Consider the following 23,129-nt stretch of genomic DNA (forward strand, 5'->3'; position numbering starts at 1 on the left):
CCAACCCCGCATGCTCCGGTATGCGGGGTTTTGTTTTTTCAGGCGCCGGGTTCGGCGGGGTCGTCGAGCCGGGCGGGCGGCGGCATGCGCATCGCGTCGACCACCGCGCGCATGCGCCGCCAGTGCGAGCCTTCCCAGAACACGCGCCGGCACACGTCGCACGCGGCGAAGCGCCGGTGCCGCTGCCGGATGCCGGCCGGCACGCGCGGCGCCGCGGCCGCCGCGTCGAGCGGATGCAGCGGCGCGTTGCAGCGCAGGCACAGCCGGAACGGCCGCATGTGCGGCGCGAGATCGAGCCGCTCGAACAGTTCGCGCAACTGGTCGGCCGGCTGCAGCGCATGGAGATAGCAGCCGCGCACGACCGCGCGCCGCTTGAGCAGCTCGCGGTCGCGCGTCAGCACGATCCGGTTCTCCCGCTCGGCGAGCGCCGCGAGTTCGTCGTCGCGGTAGTGGTTGTCGTAGCAGGTGTCGAAGCCGGCGAGGCGCAGCAGTTGCGCGAGGCCGCCGAGATGCGCGTCGGCCACGAAGCGCCATGACGCCGGTTGCCGCGCGGCCGCGCCGTTGACCGCCGGCCGTGCGCGCTCGGGAAAGACCTCGACGCGGTCGCCGTCGCCGAGCGGCCGGTCGAGCGCGGCCGGCGCGTCGTTCACGCACAGCCGGCCGATTTCGGTATGCGGGACGCCGAGCGCCTCGATCGCATGCTTCACCGTCGCATCGCGGGCGCACGCGTGCGCGAACGCCCGGTCGCGCTGCGGGCGCGCGAGAAAGGCGTTCAGTTCGCCGTGAAAGCGGAAGGTCGCGGTCGCCATCCGTGCAGTATCGCACCGCGCCCGGCCGGCGGCAGGCGCTGCAAAGCGCCGGCATCTGTGTTTAACTCGCGGCTTCACGGAGCGAAGGAGCGGGACATGGATCTCGGGTTTATCGGGCTGGGCGAAATGGGGCAGGCGATCGCGACGAACCTGCTGAAGGCGGGCCACACGGTGCGGGTCTGGAACCGGTCGCGCGAGCGGGCCGAGCCGCTGGCCGCATTCGGCGCGCGTGTCGTCGACACGCCGGCCGACGCGTTTCGCGGCGACGCCGTGTTCTCGATGCTCGGCGACGATACGGCCGCGCGCGCGGTATTCGACGACGCGCTGCTGGTCCAGGCGCCGCGCGGGCTGATCCACGTGAACATGGCGACGGTGTCGGTCGCGCTCGCCGAATCGCTCGCGCACGCACATGCGTCGCACGGCATCGACTACGTCGCCGCGCCGGTGATGGGGCGGCCCGACGTCGCGGCCGCCGCGCGCCTGACGATCATGGCGGGCGGCCCGGCCGAGGCGATCGACCGCGTGCAGCCGCTGTTCGACGCGATCGGTCAGAAGACCTGGCGCTTCGGTTCGCTGCCGCAGCACGCGAACGTCGCGAAGATCGCCGCGAATTTCACGCTCGCGTCGGCGATCGAGACGCTCGGCGAGGCGTCCGCGCTGCTGGGCGCGCACGGCGTCGCGATGCGCGATTTCCTCGACGTGATCACCAGCAGCGTGTTCCCGGGGCCCGTCTACGAAGGCTACGGCGCGATGATCGCGGAGCGGCGCTACGAGCCTGCGCGTTTCAAGGCGCGGCTCGGGCTGAAGGACGTGCGGCTCGCGCTGGAAGCCGGCGACGCGACGTCGGTGCCGCTGCCGGTGGCGAGCGTCGTGCGCGACAGCCTGCTCGATGCGCTCGCGCACGGCGGCGGCGACCAGGATTTCGCGGTGCTCGGCGAGGCCGCGCTGCGCCGCGCCGGCCGCTGACACGCGACAGAAGCGCCGTGCGCACGGCATAATCGGCAGTCCGGTTTTCCCTTACATCATTCCAGGCAGAGGCAGTTCATGAACTTGCATACGTGGTGGCTTTTCGTGGCGACGGTGTTCGTCGTGTCGGCGATTCCGGGCCCGAACATGCTGCTCGTGATGACGCACGGCGCGCGGCACGGGCTGCGGCGCGCGTCCGCGACGATGGCCGGCTGCCTGAGCGCGCTGGTGCTGATGCTCGCGGTATCCGCGGCGGGGCTCGGCGCGGTGCTCGAGGCATGGCCGGCGATGTTCAATGCGTTGCGCTTCGCGGGCGCGGCCTACCTGATCTATCTCGGCGTGAAGGCGTGGCGCGCGCGCGTGGACGACGCGCCGGCGGCCGACGCCGATGCCGTGTCGCAAGGGGCGTCGGCATCGCGCGTGGCGCTGTTCCGCAACGGCTTCCTGGTCGCGGGCAGCAACCCGAAGGCGATCCTGTTCGCGGCCGCGCTGCTGCCGCAGTTCATCAACGCGGCCGAGCCTACGCTGCCGCAGTTCGGCATCCTCGTCGTCACGTTCGCGGTGATCGAAGTGAGCTGGTATCTCGTCTACGCGGCGTTCGGCACGCGCATCGGCGCCACGCTGAAGAGCCAGAGCGTCGCGAAGGTGTTCAACCGGCTGACGGGCGGGCTGTTCGTCGGCTTCGGCGCGATGATGGCGCTGGTTCGTCACTGATTCCCGGCCCCCACCGGCGTACCGAACGCCCCGTCCCTCGCAAGAGGGCGGGGCGTTCGGTTTTCGGGCGCCGCGTCGCACCGCTGTCCGCTCACGCACGCGGGCGATCCAGCGCTGCCGCGCCGGCGCCGCGTCCGGCCGTCAGCCCGAACACGGCCGCCGCGCCGGCGAACGCGAACCCGACACCGCACACCGCGCTCCATCCGCCCCATGCCCACGCGCTGCCCGCGAGCGCCGCGCCGAGCGCGCCGCCGACGAAGAACAGCCCGACGAACAGCCCGTTCAGGCGTCCGCGCGCGGCCGGGTTCAGCAGGTTGATCGCGCGACGGCCGATCGTCTGGTCGACGATGACGCCCGCATCGAGCAGCGCCGCGCCGCCGGCCAGCAGCGCGAGCGCGACGCCGCGATGCGCATGCGCGTCGAAGCCGAACCAGCCGGCGCCGGCGATCCCGAGCACGGTGAGCGCCGCGAGCATCGTGCCGTGCGCGAGCCGCTGCGCGGCCGGGCCTTGACCGCGGTCGCCCGCGCGGCCGGCGAGCGGCGTGACGATCGCGCCGCTGGCGCCGGCGAACGCGAACAGCGCGATCCCGTGCAGGTCGAGCGCGAACGGCGGCTGCGCGAGCCGCAGCCCGACGGCGGTCCAGAACGCGCTGAACGCGGCCATCGCGAGCGCGGCCGACAGCGCATGCCGACGCAGCACCGGCTCGTCGGCGAGCAGGCGTCCCATCGATGCGAGCAACGCACGGTAGCCGACCGTGATCGACGGCGTGCGCGTCGGCAGGCGCAGCGCGAGCACGACGGCGATCGCCGCGTTCGCGAGCGCGGCCAGCAGATAGAACGCGCGCCAGCCGGCCGATCCCGCGATCAGGCTCGCGAGCGGCCGCGACAGCAGGATCCCGAGCATCAGCCCGCTCATCACGTTGCCGACCGCGCGGCCGCGCTGCGCTTCGGGCGCCATCGACGCGGCCATCGGCACGAGCATCTGGATCACGCTCGACGCGGCGCCGGCCGCGAGCGTCGCGAGCAGGAACACGGTGCCCGAGCGCGTGACGGCGGGCAGCGCGAGCGCCGCCGCGCAGACGGCGAGCGTCGCGACGATCAGGCGGCGGTTCTCGAGCAGGTCGACCAGCGGCACGAGCAACGCGAGGCCGGCCGCGTAGCCGAGTTGCGGCAGCATCGCGACGAGCCCGGCGAGGCCGGGCGGCAGGTGCAGGTCCGCGCTGATCGGGCCGGTCAGCGGTTGCGCGGCGAACAGATCCATCACGATCACGCCGACCGTCGCGGCGAAGAACAGCGTCATGCCCGTGCTCAGCGCGGGCGGCGCGGCGACGGACGAGGAAACGGGGGCGGAGCAACGGGTGGCAGGGCAGTTCATCGGAAGCCTGACGGGGAGGTCGAAGGAACTCCCATCGTAGGTGCCCGATGTTTATGCGACAATTGAAATATGTCTAACATGATTATGCGAGTTTGTTTTGAATACGCGTGATCTCCAGGCGTTCGTCGCGGTCGTCGACAGCGGGTCGATGGTCGCCGCGGCCGCGAAGCTTCATCTGACGCAGCCGGGCCTGACGCGGCGCGTGCAGAACCTCGAATCGCTGCTCGGCGTGCCACTGCTCGAGCGGCAGAGCAAGCCGCTGAAGCCGACCGCGGCCGGGCGCGACGTCTACGCGCTCGCGCGCAACGTGCTCGGCGCGGTCGACGAGCTGATGGCGGCGGGTGCGCCGGACGGCGAGCCGTCGGGCGAGCTGCGCATCGGCGTGCCGCCGTTTCTGTCCGAGCTCGCGCTGGAGCGGCCGATCGATCGGCTGCGCGACGCGTTCCCGCGCCTCACGCTGCGCGTGACGGCCGGCTGGTCGCCCGCGCTGGTGCAGGGCATCGAGCGCGGCGCGCTCGACGTCGCCACCGTGATGGTGCCCGCGAGCGCGGCGCTACCGGACGCGTTGACGGCGACGCTCATCGCCACGCAGCCGACGGTGCTCGTCGCCGCGCGCGATTTCCCGCTGCCGGCGGGCCCGCTGTCGCTCGACACGCTGTCGGGTTTTCCGTGGGTGCTGAGCCAGGACGGCTGCGGGATGCGTTCGGCGCTGAGCCGGGCGCTCGGCGCGGCCGGGCTGCCGTTCGACGTCGCGGTCGAGGCATTCGGCTCGGAGTTGCAGTTGTCGCTCGTCGCGCGCGGCGCCGGCATCGGGATCGCGGCGCCGAACGCGCTGGCGCGTAGCGCGCATCGCGATGCGCTGAGGGTGGTGGAAACGACGGGGCTGGAAACGCGGATCAACGTGTGGATCGTGCACGGCACGTTGCCGGGCCGGCTGGCGCGGCCGGTCGCGCTGCTGCGCGACGCGCTGGCCGAGGTCCTCGAACGGGAGAACGAGAAGGGGTCGGGTGCCGTCACGGCGAACTAGAGGCCGCGTTCGAGGGAAAATCCTTATTTTCTCTACGGAAATGTTGCATTGCGGAAACCGATTCGCTATAGTTGCACCTGTCTCCTCCATGTCTCCTCTGATATGGATTCAGCCCGCCGCTTAGGCGGGCTTTTTTTTGCCTGCGATTTTGTCGCGGCGCTCCATTTGCCGGCTCTCGCCGCGCTCAGAACTTGTAGGTCATCCCGACGTAGCTGATGATCGGGTCCGCCTTCAGGTCCGATTTCGACTCGGCGAGCACCGAGCCGTCGGCCGCCTTGATCGTCACCGTCGACGTCGTCTTCAGCGGGATGTAGGTCACCGACGCGACCAGCCCGAAGTGTTCGGTCAGGTTGTACTGCAGGCCCGCGTTGAACACCGGCTGCCACGACGACGACGCCTTCGCTTCCACCGAGGTCGTTCCCGGCTTGCCCGCGCCCGCCGCGAGGATCGCACCGAGGTTGTCCTGCGTCTGCTTGATGAAGTTCGTGTTGAGCTGCAGGTCGCTGAACCAGTTGTACGACACGCCGAGGCCGAGGAACGGCCGGAACTTCGCGGTGGCCTGCCCGAAGTAGTACTGCAGGATCACCGCCGGGCTCCACTGCCGCACGCTCTTGACGATCGGGTTGACCGATCCGAGCCCGATGTTCTGCGTGCCGAGCGCGCCGGCGGGTCCGGGCGGCTTGATCGTGCCCTGGCCCGACACCTTGAACACCGGCGGCACGCCCGCCACCGACGTGACCGCGATGTGGTCGGTCAGGAAGTGGCTGACCGTCAGGCCGACGGTGTCGGCGCCGCTCGTGTGCAGCCCCGTGCCCGGCGACGTGAACGACGGCGGCAGCCGCAGCGGCGTGTTGATCGGCGTCGGCGCGACGTTGGTCGTCATCGGCGTGCTGCTCTGCTGCGGCATGATGTGGAACCAGCCCAGCGTGACGACGTTGCTGCCGGCGCTCTGCGCGTGCGCCGCGAGCGGCGCGGCGGCGGCCGCCGCCGCGCAGAGAAGGGTTTTCTTCATCACGGCTTCTCCCTCCGCTTACTGGACGAATGCGCCGATCGTGAAATACGGCGTCGATCCCGCGTTGTCGAGGAAACCGAACACGCCACCCGTGAAGATGAACTTGCCGGTCGGCGACGTGCTGCCCGAACCCGTGTGGATCGTCGTGACCGTGCCCGGCACCTTCTGCGTGTAGTCGAGGTCGAGCGCGGTCGCGAGCGACGCCTGCGACGGCTGGAACGGATCGAGCAGCGTGGCCTGCTTGTCGATCAGCGCGGTGGTGCGGTAATCGAACTGGCTGTCGACGCCGATGTACTCGCCGTTCTGCGAGCCGGCCGCCACGGCCGTCTGCGGCGCGAGGATCGAGATGCTCGATTCGTCGTCGGCGGTCAGGCCCGGCACGCCGTTGCTGTCGGGCGTCGGGTTCGGGTTCGCGACCCCCGTGCGCACGAGGATCGGCACGAGCTGGTTGCGCAGCTTGCCGACGATCATGAAGCCCTTGCCCTGCGGCGTGGCCGACAGCGTCGGCTTCAACTGGCTCGCGTAGTTGTTCGACTGGAACGCGCCGCTGCCGTCGGCCGACTGCACGAAGTTCGTGCCCTGCTGCGCGCACGCGCCGCCGGCGAACTGGCCGGTCGTGTCGCACTTGGTCCACGTGCCGTCCGCGTTGATCGTCACCTTCGCGTCGATCGATGCCGGCGCGAATTTCTGCGACGGCACTTCGCCGAAGCCGATGTGGCTGTACGTGCCCGCGACCTTCGTGATGTCGGTTTCGATCGACGAGAAGCCGATGAACGGGTAGTACGGGAATTTCGTGTCGGGCACCGCGGCCTGGCCGAGCACGCCGTCGAACTGGATCTCCTTGCCGGGAATCGTGCCGCCCGCGACGCCGAAGCCGACGAAGATGCGCGCCGGACGCGACGCATCGAGGCTTGCGCCGTTCAGGCGGAACGCGCACTGGTTCAGCTTGTTGGTCGGCAACAGCGTTTCCTGCGTGAGCGTGCCGCTGTCGACGGTGCCCGCACGGGTCGGCACGACGGTGCCGGTCTTTTGCGGCACCGGCGATTCGACATAGGTGACCTGCCAGGTCATCTTGGTCGTGTCGAGCTGGACCTTCGCGAGTTCGCCGCTGCCCGCGCCGCCCGTAAACACGGTGTTGTAGTCGAGCGTGGCAGGGCAGAGCCGATCCTCGACGAGCGGCGGCGGATTGTCGCTGCCGCCACCGCATGCGGAAAGAAGGGGGGCGGCAAGGGCCGCCGCCAGAATGAGGTTGCGCTTCATGTTGCTCCTCCAGATTTGTCTTGTGCGGCGGCCAGCTCCCTGTCGGCCGCTTCTGTCGTGTGCTCGTCCTGCCGGCGCCGAGCCGAGCGCCTTCGTGCCTTCCCTGCGCGCGGCGGCGGGCCGGCCGCCGCGCCCTCGATCGCTACTTGCTGATCTGCGCGCCCACGCCGAAGTACGGGGTCGACGATGTCGTCGAATTCGCCGACGTCGACGTGACGCCGCCGTTCACCGTGCCCTGGATCAGCGCCGCGTACAGCCCGCCCGTCGCGATCACGACGCCCGATGCGGACGGGTAGTTCGTGCCGGGCGGCGGCTTCGGTGTCGTCGTCGCGTTCAGCAGGCCCGGCGTCGTCTGGCCGTAGTCGAGCGTGAAGCCGTCTTCCTCGGCCTGCGTGGACGGGTTGATGAACGACGCGTTGCTGCCGCGGATCAGCGCGGCCGTGTACTTGAAGTTCGAGTCCGCGCCCGCGTAGCCGCCGTCGATCGCGCCCGACGTGATCGCCGTCGCCGCGCCGAGCACCGCGATGCCCGATTCGTCGTCGACCTGCGCGTCGAGGTGCAGCGGCGGCGTGCCGAGGTTCACGTTGCCCGTGCGCACGATCACCGGCACCGTCGCGCCGTTGAGCTGGCCGATCACCATGTGCGCGGTCGCCGACTTGCCGGTCGCGCCGACGATCGGCAGTTGCGTCTGCGGCAGCGTCTGCGGCGCCTTCGTGCTGTCGAAGTAGCCGCCCTTCGCGCTCGTCTTCCACGGATCGCCGGTCGTCTGGCAGCCGCCCGAACCGCTCGACGTGCAGGCGCCGTTCGCATCGAACGTCTCGCTCGAATTCGAGCCCTTCGTCGCGTAATTGCCCGACGGCACGAGGTGGTAGAGCAGCGCGTTGTACGTGCCCGGCAGTTTCGAGAGGTCGGTCGTCGTGTTCGCGAAGCCGAGGAACGGATAGAAGTCGAAGTGACGGTTCGGCACCTGGCCGACGTTCTGCACGACGCCCGGGATGATCGTCAGCCCGTCGTACTGGATCGTCGCGCCGGGAATGCCGCCGCCCGCCACGCCCATGCCGACCAGCAGCATCGGCGGGTTCGCCTGGTTGAAGTCGGCGGCCGTCGAGTAGGTCGAGCCGTCCGGCGCGGGGCCGGTGCCCGGCGTGAGCACGAACGCGCAGCGCGTCTGCTCGGCGGTCGGCAGCGTGCCGGTCGGCGGGTGGACGACCTTGCCGGTGATGGTCGTGCCGACGCGGCTCGGCGTGACGGTGCCCGTCTTCAGCGGAATCGGCGATTCGAGCCACGTGAGCGTGTACGTCATCGCGACCGCGTCGATGTTGACGCTGACGATCTCGCCGCTCCCTGCGCCGCCGAGATACGTGCTCTTCACGATATCCGCGTTGGCCGGGCAGAGTGCGCCGTTGATGGGCTGCGAAGGCGGCGGCCCTTGCGTGCCGCAGCTCGAGCCGGAACATTGGGGGGCATTGATCGGCGCGAGCGCGCCACCGGAGTCCCCCCCACCACATGCAACCAGGAAAGGGGCAATGGCAAAGGCCGTTGCCACCCCCTTCGATAAGGCGTGCGACATGCCGCTGTCTCCAATCGTTTAATTGTGCGAGCTAATGTCGCCGCCTGGATTTTTGCTGTCAATTGATGAACCCGTCTAAAAAAGGCGATTGAAACGGGATCTGCGATTTGAATCCTTGTCCGATAAGGCAATTGGTAAGAATTTAAACGCGAGACGGGCTGTCGAAAGCTGCCGCGGCGGGGGATGCTCGACGCCCGGCGCGCTCTCGCAGCGCCTTCCTGCGTATAACGGCAGCGTTTAAATCGACGGTATCCGGTTTATCCCTATTCGGGATTGACTGGATAAGGAAGCAGGCTGGTTTAATTCACTGGTAATCGCGCAATGGAAAGCTTGTAAATATTTGTAAATGCGCGGCCCGGTGTTTTTGTATATTGCCTGATACGAGTAAATAAAAAGCCGGCCAGTGGCCGGCTTTGCGTCGCGTGCGATGCTGAATCAGCGTTTGAGGCCCGCGTCCTCGGCCGCGCCGATGTTGAGGTTCATGCACTGGATCGCGGCGCCCGATGCGCCCTTGCCGAGGTTGTCGAGGCGCGCGACCGTGACGAAGCGTTCCGCGTTGCCGAACACGAACAGGTCGACGCGGTTCGTGTCGTTGTTCGCCTGCACGTCGAAGAAGCCGCTGTCGAGGTTCGCCTCCGCGTCGAACGGTGCGACGCGCACGAACGCTTCGTCCGCGTAGTACTCGGCGAACACGCGCTGCACGTCCTGCGGCGTCGCGCGCTTCGCGAGCTGCTCGGGCGTGAAGTAGGTCGTCACCGCGAGGCCCTTCAGGAAGGGGCCGACGATCGGCGTGAAGATCGGCGCGTTCGCGAGGCCGGTATGCGCGGCCATTTCCGGCAGGTGCTTGTGAGCGAGGCCGAGCGCGTACGGGCGCGGGCTCGCGAGCTTGCCGCCCGGCGCGGCGCTTTCGTATTCGGCGATCATCGACTTGCCGCCGCCGCTGTAGCCGGTGATCGAGTAGCTGTGCGCGGCGAACGTCGGCGCGACGATGCCTGCATCGACGAGCGGACGCATCGCGAGCACGAACGCCGATGCGTGGCAGCCGGGCACCGCGATGCGCTTCGACGTGCGAATCTTCTCGCGCTGCGCGCGGGTCAGCTCGGGCAGGCCGTAGGCCCAGTCGGCGTGGGTGCGGAACGCGGTGCTCGCGTCGATCAGCGTGGTGTTCGGATTTTCGACGAGCGATGCGGATTCGCGCGACGCGACATCCGGCAGGCACAGGAACGTGACGTCCGACGCGTTGATCAGGCGGCGGCGCTCGTCGACGTCCTTGCGCTTCGCTTCATCGATGCGCAGGATCTCGATGTCGCTGCGTGCCGACAGGTATTCGAAGATCTTGAGGCCGGTCGTGCCTTCCTGGCCGTCGACAAAAACTTTGGTGCTCATTTCGCTCTCACTGAATGAAACGGGAGCCGCGGCGCCCTGAAACCGCCATTTTAAGACGTCATCCGGCGGCACTGCACCGCACGGGGCGAAAAAAGACGGCCTGCAGGCCGTCTTGTGTCCCTTCGACGCGGCCCGCGCCGCGTCGCCGCGCGAACGGCGGCGGCGCCCGGGCGCGCTCAGCGGCCGCCGGCCACCCAGCGCGCCGTCGCGTCGGCGACGCGCCGGCCGAACGCTTTCGCGGTGTCGAGGTCGCCGGGCAGCGGGCCCTCGTCGGGCGTCGCGTCCGCCGGCGACTGCGCGAGCAGGCCCGTGAAGCCGCCGACGTAGTTGATGTCGTTGCGCGTGGCCGCCTTCGAGTTGGCCGGCATCATGCCCGTGCCGACCCACACCATCCCATGTTGCATCGCCAGCGTGACGAAATACTGAATCGTCGAGAACTTGTCGCCGTTCATCGTCGCCGAGTTCGTGAAACCCGCGGCGATCTTGTCCTTCCATTTCTGCGTAAACCACGGTTTCGACGTGGCATCGGCGAACTGCTTGAACTGCGCGGACGGGCCGCCCATGTAGGTCGGCGCGCCGAAGACGATCGCGTCCGCCGCGTCGAGCGCGGCCCAGCCCGCGTCGTCGAGCTCGCCGACGGCGATGAGGCGTGCGGTGGCGCCGGCATCCTGCGCACCCGCGTGCACGGCCTCGGCCAGTTTCTGTGTGTGACCGTAGCCGCTGTGATAGACGATGACGATGTTCGACATGAAGCGTTCTCCGGAAAGGGATGGGAGCGGCCGAGCGCAGGCTCGCCGCGTCGCGCGCCGCACTCGGTCGGCGCGACGGATGCGCGGCGGGGCGCCGCGACCGGTGCTGCCGAGTCTAGCAAGCCGAAATGACGGGAAAAAGCGCGCACGCCGCGCACTGAAATTCGCCGGCGCGGGCAATCGTGCCGCGCAACGGGCGGCGGCGCGCGAGTGCCTACTGTCCGTAAGTGACCGTGAGTTGCGCGGCGCCGATCGCGAGCGTGCCGATCTCGTGTTCGAACATCGGCGCGGGGCGGCCCTGCGAGATGCGCAGGTCGGTGCCTTTCAGCGCGTAGACGGTGATCACGTAGCGATGCGGCTTGCCGGGCGGCGGGCACGGGCCGCCGTAGCCGTCGATCCCGAAATCGTTGCGCGCCTCGCTCGCGCCGATGCGGCGCAGGAAGCCGGATGCGCTCGCGTCGGCCGGCAGGCTCGTGACGGTCGCGGGGATGCCCGCGACGGCCCAGTGCCACCAGCCGTGCCCCGGCGCGTCGGGATCGAAGATCGTGACCGCGTAGCCGCGCGTGCCGGGCGGCGGGTTGTGCCACGCGAGTTGCGGCGAGCGGTTCGCGCCCTTGCAGTCGCCGCGGTCGAACACGTTCGCGGCCCGCACGTGGGCGCCGGGCGTCAGGTCGTCGCTCGTCACGGTGAACGGGCCTTCCGCATGCGCGGGCAGCACCGCGAAAACGGCGGCGTACAGGAGGGCGGGGAGGCGGAGCGGAGACGGGCGACCCGATGGCGCAGGCGGAGTGATCCGGCGATCCACACGCATATGGCGCTTCTCCCGTCACGTGGGCCGGGCCGAGGCTCCCGGCATTGTTGGCGTTGTATGTTGCCCGCGCCGCCGATGGCGGCGATGGATCAAGTCTAGCATTAGGGTTCGATGAGCGACGCACGCCGGCGAGCGCGATTGCGATCGGTCAGCGCGCCGGCCGACGGACGAAAAAAAACCGCCTGCGATGAAGCAGGCGGCTGTCTCGGCCAGTGCGCCGGCACGCATGCCGGCGTGGCGTCATTCCTTCGGCGCCGTCGCGCCGCCGTGCGCGGCCGACCACTCGGCCGGTGCGTGCAGGAATTTCTCGACTTCGTCGAGCGTCTTCGTCTCGAAGTAGCCCGAGGCCTTCGCGACGCGCAGCACGTCCCACCACGTGGCGAGCGCGTGCAGGTCGACGTCGATGTCCTTCAGGACCGACACGCTTTCCTTGAAGATGTCGTAGTGGAACAGCACGAAGCAGTGGTTCACCGTCGCGCCGGCGGTGCGCAGCGCGTTGACGAAGTTGATCTTGCTGCGGCTGTCGGTCGTCAGGTCTTCCACCAGCAGCACGCGCGAGCCCTCCTCGAGATGGCCTTCGATCTGCGCATTGCGGCCGAAACCCTTCGGCTTTTTGCGCACGTACTGCATCGGCACCATCATCCGGTCCGCGATCCAGGCCGCGAACGGGATGCCGGCCGTCTCGCCGCCCGCCACCGCGTCGATCTGCTCGAAGCCGATGTCGCGCGTGATCGTCGTTTCCGCCATTTCCATCAGCGCACGGCGCACGCGCGGATACGAGATCAGCTTGCGGCAGTCGATGTAGACGGGGCTTGCCCAGCCGGACGTGAAGATGAACGGTTTTTCGGCATTGAAGTGCACCGCCTGCACTTCGAGCAGGATTTTGGCGGTCGTATCCGAGATCGACTGACGATCGTAGCCTGTCATGGGCATTCCTTGGGTGATGAGCGAGGAGCGGGCGCGGGCCCGGTGGCGCAGCAAGGGAACCCGCCCGGGGGGCCGGGGCGCGATCGGCGGACCGATCGCATCGCTGCGCGCGTAGCCGGCTATTTTACCCGATTCAGGCCGGTTTTCGGCGGAATTCGCGCGGGTTCGCGATGTCGCTCACCACCGGCGAAACAAATGGGGTGCGACCGTCCCGGTGCTGATGCCGGGGATGCGGCGGTGCACCAACAGAGGTCATTTAGGGGGTGTACACTAGGCGACCCTTGGAAATCGTTCAGTACTTTGTACTTTCCTCTTGCCATCCGCCAAGGTTCGATGGCGCGCCGATCCGGCGCGTCGCGGGCCGTCTCGCAGTCGACCATCCCCTCGATTCAAGCAGACGCGGCCGAAGGTGCTGTGTACTGAATCGTCACAATTTCGCATGTCTCTCGCAGGTCAATCATGGACGAACAACTGAAGCAGGCCGCTCTCGCTTATCACCTGAACCCGAAACCCGGCAAGATTTCGGTCACCCCGACCAAGCCGCTGTCGAACCAGCTCGATCTGTCGCTCGCGTATTCGCCGGGCGTCGCCGCCGCGTGCGAGGCGATCCACGCCGATCCGCTCGACGCGCAGAAGTACACGTCGCGCGGCAACCTCGTCGGCGTCATCACGAACGGCACAGCCGTGCTCGGTCTCGGCAACATCGGCCCGCTCGCCGCGAAGCCGGTGATGGAAGGCAAGGGCTGCCTCTTCAAGAAATTCGCGGGCATCGACGTGTTCGACATCGAACTCTCGGAGTCCGACCCCGACAAGCTCGTCGAGGCGATCGCGATGCTCGAGCCGACGCTCGGCGGCATCAACCTCGAGGACATCAAGGCGCCGGAATGCTTCTACATCGAGCAGAAGCTGCGCGAGCGCATGAAGATCCCCGTCTTCCACGACGACCAGCACGGCACCGCGATCATCGCGTCGGCCGCGATCCTGAACGGCCTGAAGGTCGTCGGCAAGAAGCTGTCGGAAGTGAAGCTCGTGTGCTCGGGCGCGGGCGCCGCGGCGATCGCGTGTCTGGACCTGCTGGTGAACCTCGGCCTCACGAAGTCGAACATCCTCGTCGCCGATTCGAAGGGCGTGATCTACGAAGGGCGCGGCAACCTCGATCCGTCGAAGCAGCGCTATGCGGCGAACACCGACGCGCGCACGCTCGCCGACGCGATCGTCGGCGCGGACGTGTTCCTCGGCTGCTCGAGCGCGGGCGTGCTGAAGCAGGACATGGTCAAGACGATGGGCGATCGCCCGCTGATCCTGGCGCTCGCGAACCCGGAACCGGAAATCCGCCCGGAAGACGCGAAGGCCGTGCGCCCGGACGCGATCGTCGCGACCGGCCGTTCGGACTACCCGAACCAGGTCAACAACGTGCTGTGCTTCCCGTTCATCTTCCGCGGCGCGCTCGACGTCGGCGCGACGACGATCACCGAAGAAATGAAGCTCGCGTGCGTGCGCGCGATCGCCGAGCTGGCCGAGGAAACCGACCAGAGCGAGGAAGTCGCGAAGGCGTATGAAGGCCATTCGCTCGAATTCGGCCCGGAATACCTGATTCCGAAGCCGTTCGATCCGCGCCTGATCATCAAGATCGCGCCGGCCGTCGCGCAGGCCGCGATGGATTCGGGTGTCGCCACGCGCCCGATCCAGGACATGGACGCCTACCGCGAGCAGCTCGGCGCGACCGTCTACCGCACCGGCATGGTGATGCGCCCGGTGTTCGCGACCGCGAAGCAGAAGGAAGCCCGCATCGTGTTCGCCGAGGGCGAGGACGAGCGCGTGCTGCGTGCCGCGCAGTTCGTGCTGCTGGAGAAGATCGCGAAGCCGATCATCATCGGCCGTCCGTCGGTCGTCGACATGCGTCTCGCGAAGATCGGTTCGAAGCTGAAGGCCGGCACCGATTTCGAAATCGTCGATCCGGAAGACGATGCGCGCTACCACCGCTATTGGCAGGCGTATCAGGAGATCGGCGCGCGCGACGGCGTGACGCCGGAAGTCGCGAAGGCCGCGATGCGCAAGTTCAACACGCTGATCGGCGCGATGCTGGTGCACCTGGGCGATGCGGACGGGATGATCTGCGGGATGATCGACACGTTCCACAGCCACCTGAAGTTCATCGAGCAGGTGCTGGGCCGTGCGAAGGGCGCCGAGCACTTCGCCGCGATGAACCTGCTGATGCTGCCGGGCCGCAACCTGTTCGTGTGCGACACGTACGTGAACGAGCAGCCGAGCGCCGAGCAGCTCGCCGACATGACGATCCAGGCCGCGGCCGAGATCGAGCGCTTCGGCATCGCGCCGAAGGCCGCGCTGCTGTCGAACTCGAACTTCGGCAGCGCGCCGTCGGCGTCGTCGCGCCGGATGGCCGAGGCCCGCAAGCTGATCGTCGAACGTGCGCCGAACCTCGAAGTCGACGGCGAAATGCACGGCGACGCGGCGCTGTCGGAAATGATCCGCAAGCAGGCGTTCCCGGGCACGACGCTGTCGGGCGAAGCGAACCTGCTGATCATGCCGAACGTCGAAGCGGCGAACATCGCGTACAACCTGCTGAAGATGGTCGGCGGCGAAGGCGTGACGGTCGGCCCGTTCCTGCTCGGCGCGGCGAAGCCGGTCCACATCCTGACGCCGGCCGCGACCGTGCGCCGGATCATCAACATGACGGCCGTTGCCGCCGCGAACGCGAACACGAAGTAAGTCCACGCCCACGTGTGCCGCGCGTCAGGCGCGGCGCAATGAAAAACGCCACGGAACCTGCGTTCCGTGGCGTTTTTTTTCGGGTGAACCGTAAAGGGCGGCGCGGGCGGGTCGTTCTGGCCGCGAACGCGTCGCCCGCCGCGTACCGTTACGCGACCTGCTGGTGCGACTCGCCCCCTGCCGGCGAACGCCACTTCGCGAGCAGCGTGTGCCACTTCTGGCGCACCGCGCGCAGGTTGTTCTCCTTCACGTGACCGTAGCCTCGAATGCCGTCCGGCAGCACCGCGAGCTCGAGCGCGAGCGGGCGGTTGGCCGCGTTCAGCTTGGCCAGCACCTCGCCGATCAGCGCTTCGTACTCGCCGATCAGCGCGCGCTCGGTGCGGCGCTCCGCGGTGCGGCCGAACGGATCGAGCCCCGTGCCGCGCAGGAACTTCGCCTTCGCGAGCAGCCGGAACGCCGTCATCATCCACGGGCCGTACGCCTTCTTCACGAGATGGCCGTGCGCATCCGTCTTCGCGAACAGCGGCGGCGCGAGGTGGAATTTCAGCTTCCAGTCGCCTTCGAACTGCGCGGTCAGGCACGCGAGGAACGCTGGATCGGACTGCAGCCGCGCGACCTCGTATTCGTCCTTGTACGCCATCAGCTTGAACAGGTTGCGCGCGACCGCTTCGGTCAGCGGTTCCTGCACGGTGTCGCCGTCCGCCAGCGCGCGCTCGGTGGCACGCACCTTGTCGACGAATGCCGCATAACGCGACGCGTACGCGGCGTTCTGGTACGCGGTGAGGAATGCCACGCGCTTCGCGATCAGCGCGTCGACCGCCTTTTTCGTGTGCAGCGAGATCACCGTGGCGCCTTGCGCGGGGCGGGCGTCGCCGGCCGCGGCCTGCTTCACGCTGGCCAGGTCGTACGCGGCGCGGCGGCCCCAGTCGAACGCCGCGCGGTTCTTCTCGACCGATACCGCGTTCAGCTCGATCGCGCGTTCGAGCGACGCGAGCGTCAGCGGCAGCCAGCCCTTCTGCCAGGCGTAACCGAGCACGAACGGGTTCGTGTAGATCGCGTCGCCGAGCAGCGCGACCGCGAAGCGGTTCGCGTCGATGAAGTCGACCGCGTCACCCGCCGCCGCGCGAATGTCGTTCTCGGCGGACACGCCGGGGAATGCCCAGTTCGGGTTCTTGATGAACTCGGCGGTCGGCGTCTGCGCACTGTTGACGACGACCCGCGTCGCGTCGTGCCGCATCCGCGACGTGCACTCGTCGCCGGCCGTGACGATCGCGTCGCAGCCGATCACGAGATCGGCTTCGCCCATCGCGATCCGCGTGGCGTGGATGTCGGTCGGCGCGTGCGAGATCTGCACGTGGCTCATCACGGCGCCGCCTTTCTGCGCGAGGCCGGTGACGTCGAGCACGGTCACGCCCTTGTTTTCCAGGTGCGCGGCCATGCCGAGCAGCGCGCCGATCGTGACGACGCCCGTGCCGCCCACGCCCGTGACCAGCACGCCGTACGCGCGCTCGATGTCCGGCAGCGTCGGCTCGGGGATCGGCGGCAATGCGCTGCCGTCGACCGACACGGCCTTCGGCTTCTTCAACTGGCCGCCCTCGACCGTGACGAAGCTCGGGCAGAAGCCCTTCACGCACGAAAAGTCCTTGTTGCAGCTCGACTGATTGATCTGGCGCTTCGTGCCGAATTCGGTTTCCAGCGGTTCGACCGACAGGCAGTTCGACTGCACCGAGCAGTCGCCGCAGCCTTCGCACACCGCTTCGTTGATCACGACGCGCTTGGCCGGGTCCGGATACGTGCCGCGTTTGCGACGGCGGCGCTTCTCGGTCGCGCAGGTCTGGTCGTAGATCAGGATCGTCGTGCCTTCGATCTCGCGCAGCTCGCGCTGCACGTCGTCGAGCCGGTCGCGGTGATGGATCGTCACGCCCGGCGCGAGCAGCGCCTTCTGGCTGTCGTACTTCTCCGGTTCGTCGGTGACGATCACGATCTTCTTCGCGCCTTCGGACGCGAGCTGATGCGTGATCTGCGGCACCGTCAGCACGCCGTCGACCGGCTGGCCGCCCGTCATCGCGACCGCGTCGTTGTAGAGGATCTTGTAGGTGATGTTCGCCTTCGACGAGATCGCCGCGCGCACCGCGAGCAGGCCTGAATGGAAATAGGTGCCGTCGCCGAGGTTCGCGAACACGTGCTTTTCGTCCGTGAACGGCGCCTGGCCGATCCACGGCACGCCTTCGCCGCCCATCTGGCTGAAGGTGCTCGTGCTGCGGTCCATCCACACGGTCATGTAGTGGCAGCCGATCCCGGCGATCGCGCGCGAGCCTTCCGGCACGTTGGTCGACGTGTTGTGCGGGCAGCCCGAGCAGAACCACGGCTTGCGCTCGGTCTGCACGTGCGGCTTCGCGAGCGCCATTTCCTTCGCGTTGATCACCGCGAGCCGCGCGGCGATGCGCGCGCGCACGTCGGACGGCAATTCGAACTTCTCGAGCCGCGTCGCGATCGCCTTCGCGATGATCGCCGGCGACAGCTCGTAGTGCGCGGGCAGCAGCCAGTTGCCCATCGGCACCGACCATTCGCCGCCGGCGCCGTCCTTCTCGTCGAACTTGCCGAACACGCGCGGGCGTTGCGCGTCGGGCCAGTTGTACAGCTCTTCCTTGATCGCGTATTCGAGGATCTGGCGCTTTTCCTCGACGACCAGGATTTCGTCGAGCCCGCGCGCGAACGCCTGCGCGCCCTGCGCTTCGAGCGGCCACACGCAGCCGACCTTGTAGAGCCGGATGCCGATCCGCGCGCAGGTTTCGTCGTCGAGGCCGAGGTCGATCAGCGCCTGGCGCACGTCGAGGTACGCCTTGCCGCCGGTCATGATCCCGAAGCGCGCATGCGGCGAGTCGATCTCGATCCGGTCGAGCTTGTTCGCGCGCACGTACGCGAGCGCCGCGTACCACTTGTAGTCGAGCAGCCGCGCTTCCTGCACGAGCGGCGGATCGGGCCAGCGGATGTTCAGTCCGCCTTCCGGCAGGATGAAATCGGTCGGCAGCACGATCTCGGTGCGATGCGGGTCGATGTCGACCGACGCCGACGATTCGACCACGTCCGTCACGCACTTGAGCGCGACCCACAGGCCCGAATAACGGCTCATCGCCCAGCCGTGCAGGCCGAAATCGAGATATTCCTGCACGTTGGACGGAAACAGCACCGGCAGCCCGCAGGCCTTGAAGATGTGTTCGGATTGATGCGCGAGCGTCGACGATTTCGCCGCGTGATCGTCGCCGGCGAGCACCAGCACGCCGCCGTGCTGCGACGAGCCGGCCGAATTCGCGTGCTTGAACACGTCGCCGGTGCGGTCGACGCCCGGGCCCTTGCCGTACCACATGCCGAACACGCCGTCGTATTTCGCGCCGGGGTACAGGTTCACCTGCTGCGAGCCCCACACGGCGGTGGCGGCGAGATCTTCGTTGAGCCCGGGCTGGAAGACGATCTGGTGGGCGGCCAGATGCTGCTTGGCTTTCCAGAGCGACAGATCGAGGCCGCCGAGCGGCGAGCCGCGGTAGCCGGAGATGAAGCCGGCCGTATTGAGGCCGGCGGCGCGGTCGCGTTCCTGCTGGAGCATCGGCAGGCGCACGAGGGCCTGGATGCCGCTCATGTACGCGCGGCCGCGTTCCAGCGTGTATTTGTCGTCAAGCGTGACGGACTTCAGCGCGGCTTCTAGCGACGCGCGTTGGTCTGCGTCTAGCGGGGCATTCATTAACTGTCTCCTCCACCCGGTCTGGGATCACCAAAACTTCGGTTGCGTCGGCATCTTTTGGACGCGTCAGCAGTGGCCGGCATGTTCGCCGGTTTCAACGGATGGTAGCACTGGGGCAAACCCGCCGCCCATCGGTCGCAACGCGGGGAAATGAGGGCGGCGCACCGCAAAACAGGGCGGGATGATGCGTTACATCATGTAAAAGCATGTAAAGCCGCGTTGATCTGCCGGCAAATGCCGTTAATCTTGTCGGCCTGCCGGAGGTGCCCGGCCGCGTCGGTTCGTTCCGACTCAGTCGGGGAGGCGCCGGCAGTTTTACAGGAGGTGCAATGAACACACGTCATATCCAGAGTTTCCTGATCGTGTCCGCCGCGTTTTTCGCGATGACCGGCCCGGTGCACGCGCGCGGCGCGAGCGCATTGGCGGCAGCCGGCGCGCAGATGCGTCAGATCGTGCCGGCCCAGGACACCGCAGCCCAGCCGTCGGCCGAACGTGCCGCCGAGTCGAAGGCGAACGTGCGTTGATGCGATCGCGCGGCCCGCGGGCTGCGCCGGAATGCAAAAAGGGCGGGAATCCCAGGGTTCCCGCCCTTTTTCTTTGTGCCGCCGGATCGCGCGGCCACCCGTTGCCTGGGGCTGCCGCCGCGCGGCGGCAGCGTCAGGCCTTGTCCTGCACGACGCCGCGGCGGATCTGGTCGAGTTCGATCGATTCGAACAGCGCCTTGAAGTTGCCTTCGCCGAAGCCCTGGTTGCCCTTGCGCTGGATGATTTCGAAGAAGATCGGCCCGATCTGGTTTTCGGTGAAGATCTGCAGCAGCAGGTCGTCGCGCGCACCGTCGATCAGGATCTTGCGCTTCTTCAGCTCGTCCAGCGATTCGCCGTGGTTCGGCACGCGGCGGTCGACCAGCTCGTAATACGTGTCGATCGTGTCGAGCAGCTTCACTTCCTTGCTGCGCAGCCCGTCGACCGCCCGGTAGATGTCGCTCGCGCCGAGCGCGATGTGCTGGATGCCTTCGCCGTGATACGCGTCGAGATATTCCTGGATCTGGCCGGCCGTATCCGAGCCTTCCTCGTTGATCGGGATGCGGATCTTGCCGCACGGCGACGTCATCGCCTTCGACTTCACGCCCGTCACCTTGCCTTCGATGTCGAAATAGCGCACTTCGCGGAAGTTGAACAGGCGTTCGTAGAACTCCGCCCATTCCTGCATGCGGCCGCGATGCACGTTGTGCGTCAGATGGTCGATGTAGGTGAGGCCGTGGCCGACCGGGTTCGGGTTCGCGCCGGGAATCGGTTCGAAGTCGACGTCGTAGATGCTGATGTCGCCGATCGCGCCCGGTTGTGCGCCGTTCTTGCCGCGCCAGCGATCGACGAAGTAGATCAACGAGTCGCCGATGCCCTTGATCGCGGGGATGTTCAGCTCCATCGGGCCCGTCTTGTTGTCGAAGCCCCATGCGCCGAGCTCCAGCGCGCGCTGGTACGCCTTGGCGGCGTCCTGCACGCGGAACGCGATCGCGCAGATCGACGGGCCGTGCAGCCGCGCGAAGCGTTGCGCGAACGAATCGGGTTCGGCGTTGATGATGAAATTGATATCGCCCTGGCGGTACACCGTCACGTCCTTGTGGCGATGGCGCGCGATCGCGGTGAAACCCATCCGTTCGAACAGTTGTCCGAGTGCTTTCGGGTCCGGTGCCGTGTATTCGATGAATTCGAAGCCGTCGGTGCCGACGGGGTTGTCCCAGGTGGGGATCTGCATGTCGTGTCTCCTGTGCGGGGCGATCGGCCGGGGCGGCGTGCGCGTGCCCGGCGTGGTTCGATGTCGACGGCCGCGCCGGCAGCGCGCGTGCGCGGCGAGTCGAAGCATGCGACAGAGTGTAGCGGGCGGCTGCGAGCGGAAACTTGCGAACTTAATCGCCCGGGCCTACGATGGCGCAATTTCCAGTCTCAAAATACTCATCGGAGGGCAGAAGATGGCGCAGGCCGAATTGGATGCCATCGATCGGCGAATTCTCGCGATTCTTCAGGAGAACGGGCGCCTGTCGAACCAGGAGATCGCCGAACGCGTGAACCTGTCGCCGAGCCCGTGCCTGCGGCGAATCCGGCGGCTCGAGGAAATCGGCGTGATCACGGGCTACGTCGCGCTGTTGAATCCGCAGAAGCTCGGGCTCGACCTGCTGGCCTACGTGAGCGTGCGGCTCGAAAAGCGCGGCGGCCTCGCGCCGATGCGGGCCGACGAGACGTCGGCGCGCGCGGGCGCGACCCACGCGGAACTGTTTCGCGCGGCCGTGCAGGCCTGGCCGGAAGTGGTCGCGTGCCATGCGATGACGGGCGACATGGATTACCTGCTGCGCGTGCAGGTCGAGGACATGGCGCATTTCTCCCGCTTCGTGCAGGAGCATCTGCTGCATCATCCGTCGGTGATCGACGTGAAAACGAGCTTTTCGCTCGATTGCTTCAAGGAAACGACGGCGTTGCCGATTCGTTCGGTGCGCTAGCGCGGCGGGGAAGGGAGAGCGCCGGGCGCGCCGCAGGCGCGGCCCGGCTGGTCGACGTCAGGCCGTGAGTGCGGCGGGCATCAGCGATTCGATGAACTTCGTCGTGCGGCGCGCCTGGCGCTTCATCGCGTAGTCGAACACCGCGGCCTGCTCCTGCAGCATCTCGGCGATGATCGTCGAGTGGTCGGCCGGCGGCAGCGACAGGTACGCATCGGCTTCGCCGTACGCGTACTCGATCCGCATCCCGGACTTCTTCGCGATGTGCATCATCGTCGCGTTACGCGACAGGCAGTGCATGTACAGCATCGTCACGTGCGTGTTGCGGCTGCGGATCGCCGCGCGCTCGAACAGCTTCGAGCCGACGCCGCGGCCGCGCGCGCTTTCGAGCACCGACACGCCGAATTCCGCCGTGCGCGTGTCGCCCTCGGCCGGCAGATAGGCCAGATGGCCGACGCCGATCAGTTCGAGGTCGTGGTCGAACACGCCGAACACGGTATCGCGACCGAAGTCGATCGTGCGGACATAGTTCTCGATCACGTGGTCGGGCACCATCTGGCCGAAGCGCAGCAGGCGGTCCTCTTCGTCGAGCGAGAGAAAGTGGGTGAGCATGTGCTCACGGTCTTTGGAAGCCAGTTCCCTGACGAGAACCGGCGCAGTACCGACCTTGCCGACAGCATCGGCACGGCCGTTGAATTGCGTGTTCATCGTGGGTTCCTCAGTGTGGGCGCACAAACGGGTTGTGCAATGCAACAGCATTTTACCCGAGCGGGGTTGGGGAAAACCCGTATTTGACAGTGTTTATGCCGAGGGGGAATTCTAAATCCGCTTAGTTCATTCTCTATCTGTTTGATTTTTAACGGATATAAAATTCATCATATGAAATGCGCGACGGGCGGCCGCACTGTGCCCGCCACGCAACGCATGCTGCTACGCGGCAATCAGGCGGCTGTCGACAGCCCGCGCTCGATCAGGTCGATCACCTGTTCGGCGAAGTCGCGATAGCCGAGGCGCCCGCCCGGCTTCAGCCACGTGAAGGTCCAGTTGATCATCCCGAACACCATCATCGTCACCGAGGTCTGGTTTTCCTTCGAGATGCGGTCCGGGTACGCGCGCGCGAGCTGCCGCGTGAATGCCGCGACGATGTCGCGCTGGCGGTCGAGCACGATTTCGCGCTGCGCGTCCTCGAGATACTTCACGTCGTTGAGCAGCGCGACGTGGCGGCTGTGCGACGTCTCGTATTCGGCGAGGAACGCGCGTACGAGTTCGGCGAACGCGTCGCGCTCGCTGAGGCCGCGCCGCTGGCTCGCGCCCTCGACCTCGGCGATGATCAGCATCAGCCGTTTCGTGTAGCGGTCGAGCAGATCGAACAGGATCGCTTCCTTGCTCTCGTAATAGTGATAGAGCCGCGCCTTCGACGTGCCGCTCGCGGTCGCGAGATCGGACATCGACGTGCTCGGGTAGCTTGTCTGCGCGAATTTCTCGGCGGCCAGGTCGAGGATCTGCTCGCGCTGGGATTCGTGGTCGGGCGCTCGGGTTCGGGCCATGGTCGAATACGGAAGA

Annotated in this window: 19 protein-coding genes; 6 read left to right on the forward strand and 13 right to left on the reverse strand. The window is 67.5% G+C overall.

Annotation, left to right across the window (positions count from 1 at the left end):
• Positions 1 to 38 precede the first annotated feature (38 nt).
• On the reverse strand, positions 39 to 809 hold the full coding sequence (locus WS96_RS01125) for a Mut7-C RNAse domain-containing protein (RefSeq protein WP_059830000.1): 771 nt from the start codon (positions 807 to 809) through the stop codon (positions 39 to 41).
• On the opposite strand from WS96_RS01125, the gene WS96_RS01130 reads away from it, so the two are divergent.
• A complete protein-coding gene (locus WS96_RS01130; protein WP_257127907.1) occupies positions 699 to 1,775 on the forward strand; it encodes an NAD(P)-dependent oxidoreductase in 1,077 nt (358 codons plus the stop codon). The genes WS96_RS01125 and WS96_RS01130 overlap by 111 nt on opposite strands.
• Before the next feature lie 78 nt (positions 1,776 to 1,853).
• On the forward strand, positions 1,854 to 2,489 hold the full coding sequence (locus WS96_RS01135; RefSeq protein ID WP_059830004.1) for a LysE family translocator: 636 nt from the start codon (positions 1,854 to 1,856) through the stop codon (positions 2,487 to 2,489).
• Positions 2,490 to 2,580: 91 nt separating this feature from the next.
• Here the strand turns inward: WS96_RS01135 and WS96_RS01140 are convergent, their stop codons facing one another.
• Positions 2,581 to 3,864, reverse strand: a complete 1,284-nt coding sequence (locus WS96_RS01140; protein WP_059830007.1) for an MFS transporter — start codon at positions 3,862 to 3,864, stop codon at positions 2,581 to 2,583.
• A 97-nt stretch (positions 3,865 to 3,961) separates the two neighbouring features.
• Between WS96_RS01140 and WS96_RS01145 the strand changes: the two genes are divergently transcribed.
• A complete protein-coding gene (locus WS96_RS01145) occupies positions 3,962 to 4,891 on the forward strand; it encodes a LysR family transcriptional regulator (RefSeq protein WP_059830009.1) in 930 nt (309 codons plus the stop codon).
• Positions 4,892 to 5,075: 184 nt separating this feature from the next.
• On the opposite strand, the gene WS96_RS01150 is transcribed toward WS96_RS01145, so the two are convergent.
• The 7 genes from WS96_RS01150 to WS96_RS01180 all read right to left on the reverse strand — a co-directional run bounded on the left by WS96_RS01150 (position 5,076) and on the right by WS96_RS01180 (position 12,606).
• Entirely contained in the window at positions 5,076 to 5,903 is an 828-nt protein-coding gene (locus tag WS96_RS01150) for an OmpW/AlkL family protein (protein WP_059503357.1), read from the reverse strand.
• An 18-nt stretch (positions 5,904 to 5,921) separates the two neighbouring features.
• Positions 5,922 to 7,163, reverse strand: coding sequence for a DUF2957 domain-containing protein (locus WS96_RS01155; RefSeq protein ID WP_059780355.1), 1,242 nt, complete (start codon positions 7,161 to 7,163; stop codon positions 5,922 to 5,924).
• Positions 7,164 to 7,305: 142 nt separating this feature from the next.
• The gene (locus tag WS96_RS01160; protein WP_059780354.1) at positions 7,306 to 8,733 is read right to left on the reverse strand and encodes a DUF2957 domain-containing protein; all 1,428 of its coding nucleotides are present in this window, start codon (positions 8,731 to 8,733) and stop codon (positions 7,306 to 7,308) included.
• Positions 8,734 to 9,168: 435 nt separating this feature from the next.
• Entirely contained in the window at positions 9,169 to 10,119 is a 951-nt protein-coding gene (gene argC, locus WS96_RS01165; protein WP_034209534.1) for an N-acetyl-gamma-glutamyl-phosphate reductase, read from the reverse strand.
• 176 nt (positions 10,120 to 10,295) lie between these two features.
• The gene (locus WS96_RS01170; RefSeq protein ID WP_027783284.1) at positions 10,296 to 10,868 is read right to left on the reverse strand and encodes a flavodoxin family protein; all 573 of its coding nucleotides are present in this window, start codon (positions 10,866 to 10,868) and stop codon (positions 10,296 to 10,298) included.
• A gap of 214 nt (positions 10,869 to 11,082) precedes the next feature.
• Positions 11,083 to 11,679 carry a YbhB/YbcL family Raf kinase inhibitor-like protein gene (locus WS96_RS01175; RefSeq protein ID WP_059830011.1) on the reverse strand — a complete coding sequence of 199 codons (597 nt, stop codon included), beginning with the start codon at positions 11,677 to 11,679 and terminating at the stop codon, positions 11,083 to 11,085.
• Between the two features lie 240 nt (positions 11,680 to 11,919).
• Positions 11,920 to 12,606, reverse strand: a complete 687-nt coding sequence (locus WS96_RS01180; RefSeq protein WP_011546659.1) for an orotate phosphoribosyltransferase — start codon at positions 12,604 to 12,606, stop codon at positions 11,920 to 11,922.
• Positions 12,607 to 13,065: 459 nt separating this feature from the next.
• Between WS96_RS01180 and WS96_RS01185 the strand changes: the two genes are divergently transcribed.
• Positions 13,066 to 15,336 (forward strand): NADP-dependent malic enzyme, encoded by a 2,271-nt coding sequence (locus WS96_RS01185; RefSeq protein WP_059830013.1) that lies wholly within the window; start codon positions 13,066 to 13,068, stop codon positions 15,334 to 15,336.
• A gap of 148 nt (positions 15,337 to 15,484) precedes the next feature.
• Here WS96_RS01185 and WS96_RS01190 read toward each other — a convergent pair whose 3' ends face one another.
• Positions 15,485 to 19,075, reverse strand: a complete 3,591-nt coding sequence (locus WS96_RS01190; protein WP_059830015.1) for an indolepyruvate ferredoxin oxidoreductase family protein — start codon at positions 19,073 to 19,075, stop codon at positions 15,485 to 15,487.
• A 329-nt stretch (positions 19,076 to 19,404) separates the two neighbouring features.
• Between WS96_RS01190 and WS96_RS01195 the strand changes: the two genes are divergently transcribed.
• Positions 19,405 to 19,599 carry a hypothetical protein gene (locus WS96_RS01195; RefSeq protein ID WP_034209530.1) on the forward strand — a complete coding sequence of 65 codons (195 nt, stop codon included), beginning with the start codon at positions 19,405 to 19,407 and terminating at the stop codon, positions 19,597 to 19,599.
• 133 nt (positions 19,600 to 19,732) lie between these two features.
• On the opposite strand, the gene hppD is transcribed toward WS96_RS01195, so the two are convergent.
• Positions 19,733 to 20,830: a 4-hydroxyphenylpyruvate dioxygenase gene (gene hppD, locus WS96_RS01200; RefSeq protein ID WP_059780351.1), complete on the reverse strand. Its 1,098-nt coding sequence runs from the start codon at positions 20,828 to 20,830 to the stop codon at positions 19,733 to 19,735.
• A 214-nt stretch (positions 20,831 to 21,044) separates the two neighbouring features.
• Here hppD and WS96_RS01205 point away from each other — a divergent pair, with 214 nt between their 5' ends.
• Positions 21,045 to 21,569 (forward strand): Lrp/AsnC family transcriptional regulator, encoded by a 525-nt coding sequence (locus WS96_RS01205; protein ID WP_059500083.1) that lies wholly within the window; start codon positions 21,045 to 21,047, stop codon positions 21,567 to 21,569.
• Positions 21,570 to 21,626: 57 nt separating this feature from the next.
• On the opposite strand, the gene WS96_RS01210 is transcribed toward WS96_RS01205, so the two are convergent.
• Both WS96_RS01210 and WS96_RS01215 read right to left on the reverse strand, forming a co-directional pair.
• Positions 21,627 to 22,274, reverse strand: coding sequence for a GNAT family N-acetyltransferase (locus tag WS96_RS01210; protein ID WP_034209527.1), 648 nt, complete (start codon positions 22,272 to 22,274; stop codon positions 21,627 to 21,629).
• 233 nt (positions 22,275 to 22,507) lie between these two features.
• A complete protein-coding gene (locus tag WS96_RS01215; RefSeq protein WP_006482923.1) occupies positions 22,508 to 23,113 on the reverse strand; it encodes a TetR/AcrR family transcriptional regulator in 606 nt (201 codons plus the stop codon).
• Between the last annotated feature and the right edge of the window lie 16 nt (positions 23,114 to 23,129).

It is taken from the genome of Burkholderia sp. MSMB1835 (assembly GCF_001526365.1).
GTDB lineage: Bacteria > Pseudomonadota > Gammaproteobacteria > Burkholderiales > Burkholderiaceae > Burkholderia.